The organism is Rubripirellula obstinata, assembly GCF_001642955.1.
Classification (GTDB): domain Bacteria; phylum Planctomycetota; class Planctomycetia; order Pirellulales; family Pirellulaceae; genus Rubripirellula; species Rubripirellula obstinata.
Genome location: NZ_LWSK01000198.1, coordinates 1 through 5795 on the forward strand (window position 1 = coordinate 1; position 5795 = coordinate 5795).

5 protein-coding genes are annotated in these 5795 nt (G+C 53.4%); 3 read left to right on the forward strand and 2 right to left on the reverse strand.

The genetic code is table 11. The features are described from left to right. The coding region (locus RC85_RS28690) for a hypothetical protein (protein ID WP_238383217.1) at positions 1–230 on the forward strand (230 nt) is incomplete at its 5' end. Between the two features lie 166 nt (positions 231–396). Here the strand turns inward: RC85_RS28690 and RC85_RS24515 are convergent. Beyond that, positions 397–1497 (reverse strand): DUF937 domain-containing protein, encoded by a 1101-nt coding sequence (locus RC85_RS24515; protein WP_084422999.1) that lies wholly within the window; start codon positions 1495–1497, stop codon positions 397–399. Between the two features lie 289 nt (positions 1498–1786). Further along, complete coding sequence (locus RC85_RS24520) at positions 1787–3748, reverse strand: AAA domain-containing protein (RefSeq protein ID WP_068267382.1); 1962 nt, start codon at positions 3746–3748, stop codon at positions 1787–1789. 31 nt (positions 3749–3779) lie between these two features. Here RC85_RS24520 and RC85_RS24525 point away from each other — a divergent pair, with 31 nt between their 5' ends. Further along, on the forward strand, positions 3780–4076 hold the full coding sequence (locus tag RC85_RS24525; RefSeq protein WP_149752854.1) for a DUF1294 domain-containing protein: 297 nt from the start codon (positions 3780–3782) through the stop codon (positions 4074–4076). A 134-nt stretch (positions 4077–4210) separates the two neighbouring features. Continuing rightward, positions 4211–5497, forward strand: a complete 1287-nt coding sequence (locus RC85_RS24530) for a DUF1559 domain-containing protein (protein WP_084423001.1) — start codon at positions 4211–4213, stop codon at positions 5495–5497. The last annotated feature ends 298 nt before the right edge of the window (positions 5498–5795 follow it).

Consider the following 5795-nt stretch of genomic DNA (forward strand, 5'->3'; position numbering starts at 1 on the left):
TGAAAATTCTTGGGAAGCGGTATTTGCTGGTCAATTTACATTTTTCAGTGTTCATTTTGCAATTTGCAATCAACACCGAGGCCGGTCAGCCACGAATCCCCAAAGTCGTCCAGTTTCCCTCCACGCAAACATTTTCGTCAGCCCAGGCGATGCCCACGCGGTTAAACAAAACAATGGGTTTTACTGGACCAAAACTCTTCACGGCGTTGCCCCGTCCGGGGCTTCGGTAAGTGCCATTGGGCATCGCCCAACGCCGTGAAGAAAACACGGACTACAAACTGTTCGCGGCGGGGGTGCAATCGTCAGATGCACTCCACAGCACCGGCCCGGTAGGGTTCAGTCATTGATGAAGTGCAGGTGACTGAACCCTGGCGAGATCGGCTACGCGTTCACGCTCTACGCGCTCAACATGTCAACTTTATCAAGCATGCTTTCCACGTAAGGCTTCAAGATCGGCTCGACACCGGGAATCGCCATCACCTTTTCCAACATCGCTTTGATGGGTTCGATCATCGAACCGAGCTGGCCGGTGACGGTGTCCTTGATGCCAGCAGGCAGCTTGTCCATCAATCCGCTGATGCCACCAAGTTGATCGTTCAGCTTTTCCATGTCCGGCACTGCTGCTTGCGCAGAATCGGCGTCGGTGATTCCTGAAAGTGTTTCTTTGTAACCACCGAACACTTCTTGAAGGTTTCCGGTGACGTCGTCGGCCGACATGCCGAGTGCGTCAGTGGCGGCACCAAGATCGACGTCCGGCACATTAACGTCAGGCACATTCATTTCGGGCGCCTTCTTCCCGAGCATCGACCATCCCAAGAACCCAAGCACACCCAAGAACACTAACGGAATCAACAGTTTGCCCAAGACGCCGCCGCCGCCACCGCCGCCGCTGGAAACTTGAGGTTGAGCCGCTGGTGTTTGAGCGGGAGCTCCGGCAGGTGTGTCTTGGAAACCTAGATCGGTCAGGCCGAGCGCACCGACCATCCCGCCGGGCATCGCTTTGGCGACTTCGTCTTTTTGGCTCATCAGCAAGTTCGCCATGCCACCACCATCAAGGCCAAGTGAACGCTTCTGTTTTCCAAGAAAGCTCATCACCAAAGGTGCCAGCAACGCTAGCAGCGAAGTCGTTGAACTCGACTTCATTCCTGTGACCTTTCCAACAATGTCAGCGATCGCGCCGATCTTGTCACCAAAGATCATCTTGACCAATCCGCCACCCATGTTTGACATCGATGATGTGTCGCCGCCACCGGAAAACATGTCTGAAATGTTGTCGAACATTCCGCCATCAAAATCGTCACCGCTCAGCGTTTCATCCAACTGGTTGGCACCTTCGGGCGTTGAAGACTGCTTCATCAAACCGCCCAGAATCACCGGCAAAAGAGCTCCGATGCCAGATTCAGCTTGCTTGGAATCCAGCCCAACGGCTTTCCCCAATTGACCGGCAACCATGCCACCAAGTTGTCCCTTCAAGATTTCCATCATGTTCATTGACATAGCAATTACCGCCGCTTCGATCGAAAGTGTGAGATGAGATTTAAACGCGAGCCGTATGAGACAAATTTCTGTTCATTGTGCTCAACCGTTCAGCAGCCCCCCAGCATAGAGATCCGAGCGCGAACGTGCCAGATGCTGCTCTGGTTTCAAATTTCAATCATTGGTGTAGGCCGGAACAAGCTTGGCGCAGTTCCGGCAATTGCATTGGACCGTGTTGGACCGTATAGGATTGCCGGAACTGCGTTTTGCCCGTGCCAGTCTTACGTGCCACGACGTGACTAAAAATGCACTAAGAATCGAATTCCCAAACACTGCGGTACGCCGATTCGGATTCAAAGAAGTCCAGCAATTTGGCGTAGAACGGATGTCGCCCCAGCGTTGCGCTGTCACCAATCACAATCAGTTTTCGTTTGGCGCGTGTCAGTGCAACGTTGGTGCGTCTTTCGTCCGCCAAAAAACCAATTTCGCCAATCTCGTTGCTCCGCACCATCGTAATGATCACGACCTCTTTTTCGCGGCCCTGAAATCCGTCCACCGTATCGACTTCGATTTCGCGGACGTCCAATCGATTGCGCAGCAGTCGAACTTGCGCCGCGTACGGCGCGATGATCGCGATCTGATCCGGTTCAACGCCTGACTCCATCAATTCGCGAACAAACTGGATCACTAGATTTGCTTCTTTGGGATTCAGCTTACTGTTCCCGTCGCGTTCCAATTGTTCGTCGAACTCCGCACCTGCGGTGTCAACGAACATCAAACAGTCGGTCGTGAATTGGTTTTCATCAACACCGGGTAGTTCACACAAGCGATGTGACTTTACCGACGCGTCTGCGATAAGATCGCCATCGTAAAAATGGTCCGACGAAAACTTCATGATCGATTGATTCATGCGGTATTGAACCTTCAAACGACGAAGCACTTCTTGACCATCACGTTCGGCAATTCGCTGCATCAACGATTCTTTCAAACCAGCCGCCGCCGCTTCGTTACTCAACACGGTTGGTGGCAACTGTTGATGATCGCCCGCCAAGATCAAGCGATCGCCACGTCGAACTGCTTGCCAAATGCTGGGCAACGTTCCCTGGCACGCTTCATCGATAACGACCGTGTCAAAGTGACGGTCGCCCAGCAAGTCATCGTCGATCGTCGTCGTTGTGCAGACCACGTTGGCTCGATCCAAAACCGCACGAATGACCGACCGCTCAAAGCCGCGGATTTGATTTCGCAACTGACCAGCCTCGGCTAAAATCTGCTTTCGCCGTTTGTGTCCATCTCTTCCGCGAAAATCTCGCGACGCTTCGCGCATCAAGTCTTGAACGTCGCGGCGCATTTCTCGAACGACTTCGGTCGATGGATCTGAATCCACTAATTCATCTAACGTGTGACCTCGCAGCGATTCAAAGACCCGCGCCGGGTGACCGACTCGCAACACATCCGGCATCATCCTGACCAAACGTTCCAACAAGTTATCCACCGCAGTGTTACTGGCGGCGCACGCGAGCACCGATTCGCCTCGTTGGACCGCTTGGTAGATTAGCTCTGCCAGCGTCGTTGTCTTTCCGGTTCCCGGTGGTCCGTGGATGATCGCAACGTCTTTGGCTGACAAAGCAAACTGAACGGCTTCCTGTTGAGGCGGGTTGAGTCGCGTAAAGAATTCGACGGGTTCGATCTCGCCAAATCGTAGCGGTCGGGTTCCCATCAACACATCGCGAAGCGTCTTGGTTCGACCGGTCGCGGTACGCATCCAAGACATCGCGGCCAATTGTCGTCGTCGCGTCGTTTCGTCCGGCGACATGTCGATTCGAAACAGTTTGCCGTCGGGCCATTGGTCGGTCGCGACTTGAATCGAATGAGGCTTACGGCGGCTGACGACTCCCGCGACACCTTTATCGGAAGGTTGATTGTGGTCCGAAACCACCACCGGCGAACCGACCTTCAATCGATTCATGGGCAACGAAATTGATGTTGAATCGCTGTTTGTGGAAGATTGTTGGCCAGATTTAACAAAATCCAGTAACAGCCGTCCCGCGAGTCCAGTTTGATGGTCTGCTAATGACATCGCAACGAGCGTTTCCCCGGTTCGTTCGACATCAGTTTGATTACGAATTTGACGTCGCTGGGCGAGTCGTTCTCGCTCGGCTTCCGCCTCCAAATCAAGCCATACCCCAAGAGTGTCATAGTAAGCATCGACCGAGTTGGTATTTTCCAATCTTGGAACGTGGTTTGACGTTTGGTTTTTCGCTGTCGGCATCAATTGTAAATTCAAATTAGAAATGGATCGGATGCACATCATAGCTGTTCTCGGATTAATTATTGCGGTGGCAAGCATCGTCACTGCGATTCTTTATCGAATCGATAAGCGTCGGGCACGGGATCATGAACCGCGGATTCCTGAACAGACTCTGTTGATGTGGTCGCTGGCGGGAGGTTGGCCGGGCGGATGGGTGGCCGGAAAGTGTCTGCATCACAAGACTCGCAAAACAAGCTACCGAGTGAAGTTCGCGTTGTGCGTGGCACTGAATGTTGGAATTTGCATTGCGTTTGTTTGGCTGGGAGCCTCTTCGTTGCCGACGCAATGACTTTGGATCACGAGGTTCGGTAACATAAAACTTCGATGAAATTGGTCTCGAAAGTTGAAAAGTTGTTGCGAGTGGCGATAGCTCCGTAACAATAACGGCGTGATTTATTCGTTCCAACACAAGGTGCCTTGGCCGTGAACCATCACTTCGTTGCGACCTCGCATGCTGCCCTCAGGCGTAAATTTCGCTCGTGTCGCCAGGCTTTCACGCTGGTCGAATTGTTGGTCGTCATCGCGATCATCGGTGTGCTAGTCGGGCTTCTTTTGCCAGCGGTGCAAGCGGCCCGCGAAGCAGCAAGGCGGATGAGTTGCAGCAATAATGTCAAGCAGATCGGCCTTGGCTTGCACAACTATCACTCCGCGTTCAATCAACTTCCGATGCAAGGAACGGGGCCCACCAATGAAACCGTTCGAACGACTGGTGCCGCCGAAGCCAACGACGGAACCGGGTTTACGCGGCTGGAACTTTCTTACTTGGTGGGCTTACTGCCTTACGTCGAACAGCAATCTTTGTGGGATCAAATTAGTAATCCTATGATTGAAGAAGACGGTGACCAATGGCCAGCGTTCGGTCCACGCCCCAGTTTCAATTCAGAAGGTTATCCGCCTTGGTTGACGGAAGTGGCCACGTTCCGATGTCCCAGTGACCCAGGTGTTGGTTTGCCCGCGCATGGACGCACCAACTACGCCGCTTGCACCGGAGATGGTTTTTACAATGCCGAGGATGGTGCCACGGTATGGAACGGGTCGTCGGCAAGCGGTCGTTGGTTGTATCAATCCGACCGATTGGCAATGGAACGAACTCGATGTGGTTTGCGAGGTGCTTTCGTGACGCGGTTGGCAACTCGGTTTCGAGATTTTACGGACGGCCTGTCCAACACGATTGCGGTTGGTGAAATCATGACGGGACTCAATGACAACGACAAACGAACGGTCGGTACCAGCAGCCCAGGCAAAGGCGGCGCGTTGGAAGTGCTCAACAACCCCAACCGTTGCAAGGTGCTCGGCTTCGTCGATCCACTGCGCCCAAATTTTTGGGACATGACCGTTGTGAATTCGGTCTACGGTCCCGAGTCGCATCGCGGGTTCCGTTGGGCTGATTTTCACACGCTGCAAACTCAGTTCAACACCATCCTGCCACCCAACTCCGAGATCTGCTTAGTCGGTGGTTCGGACACCTACGGAACCGCGGGCACCAGCAGTCGGCATCAAGGCGGTAGCCATTTGTTGTTTGCCGATGGAGCCGTCAAATTTATGACTGATTCGATCGAAGCCGGCGACAGCAATTCGCCCTGTGTCTATTGCAAAGCACTCAGCGGCCAAACCAACAGTATTCTTCCCCCCGGTTCCCAAAGCCCCTACGGACTATGGGGTGCACTGGGCACGCGGGCAAGTAAAGAAGTGATCGATACTGAATTTTAATGACTTGGTGTGTTTCTTTCAGAAGGGTCGGGTGTGGAAATGCCTGAACCTACATCCACTGCAGTGGTTTCGATTTTGTATACCGTCTGCGTTTTACGTCGAAAACGAAAATAGTGAATCACTGACCACCTCGTTTGCGATTGCGATGTCTAAATCAAGACAGACAATCGAATTAGGACCGTCGGAACAGTTACTAAGCGTCAGGCCCGGAGGGCCGGCAGCTCCCTGCCGGGTGCGCGAGCACCCGGATGGCTGCCCCACATCAATTCTCTGGCTCGGTTTCGCGGCTACGCCGACC